The organism is Kocuria sabuli (genome assembly GCF_040981185.1).
GTDB classification, from domain to species: domain Bacteria; phylum Actinomycetota; class Actinomycetes; order Actinomycetales; family Micrococcaceae; genus Kocuria; species Kocuria sabuli.
In genome coordinates this window covers 1-572 of sequence record NZ_JAVHZE010000091.1, presented here as the reverse complement: position 1 = coordinate 572, position 572 = coordinate 1, and the positions used below count along the sequence as shown (strand labels likewise).

General features: G+C 61.9%; 1 protein-coding gene. It reads left to right on the top strand.

Features of this window, described 5'->3' with window-relative positions:
• Nucleotides 1-534: TolC family protein (locus tag RE027_RS18050; protein ID WP_368809676.1), on the top strand; the 534-nt coding region annotated here is incomplete at its 5' end.
• Nucleotides 535-572: the final 38 nt, after the last annotated feature.

Here is a 572-nt window from a genome sequence, read left to right as displayed (position 1 = left end):
ATTCAGGAGGCGGAACATAACCTGCTGAGCGCCAACGCCAACATCGGCGCGGCGCGCGCCAACTTCTTCCCGACCATCTCGCTCACCGCCAGCGCGGGCGTCGGCAGCGATTCGCTGTCGTCCCTGTTCAGCCACGGGATGAAGGTCTGGTCGTTTGCACCTTCCATCACCCTGCCGCTGTTCAGCGGCGGCAACAATATGGCGCAGCTGCGCTATGCGGAAGCCGAGAAAAAAGGGTTAATTGCGACCTATGAGAAAACCATCCAGAGCGCGTTCAAGGACGTGGCCGACGCGCTGGCCCGGCGCGAAACGTTGAGTGAACAGCTTGATGCCCAGCGTGAATACGTGGCGGCGGAGCAAAAAACGCTGGATGTGGCGACGCGCAGTTACAAGGCTGGCACGGGCGATTATCTGACGGTGCTCACCGCGCAGCGGTCGCTGTGGTCGGCGCAGGAATCACTGATTGCCTTGCAGCAAACCGACCTGGAAAACCGCATCACGCTGTGGCAGTCGCTGGGCGGCGGGATTCAGTAACATCACTGCCGGGCGGCGCAACGTTGCCCGGCCATCAG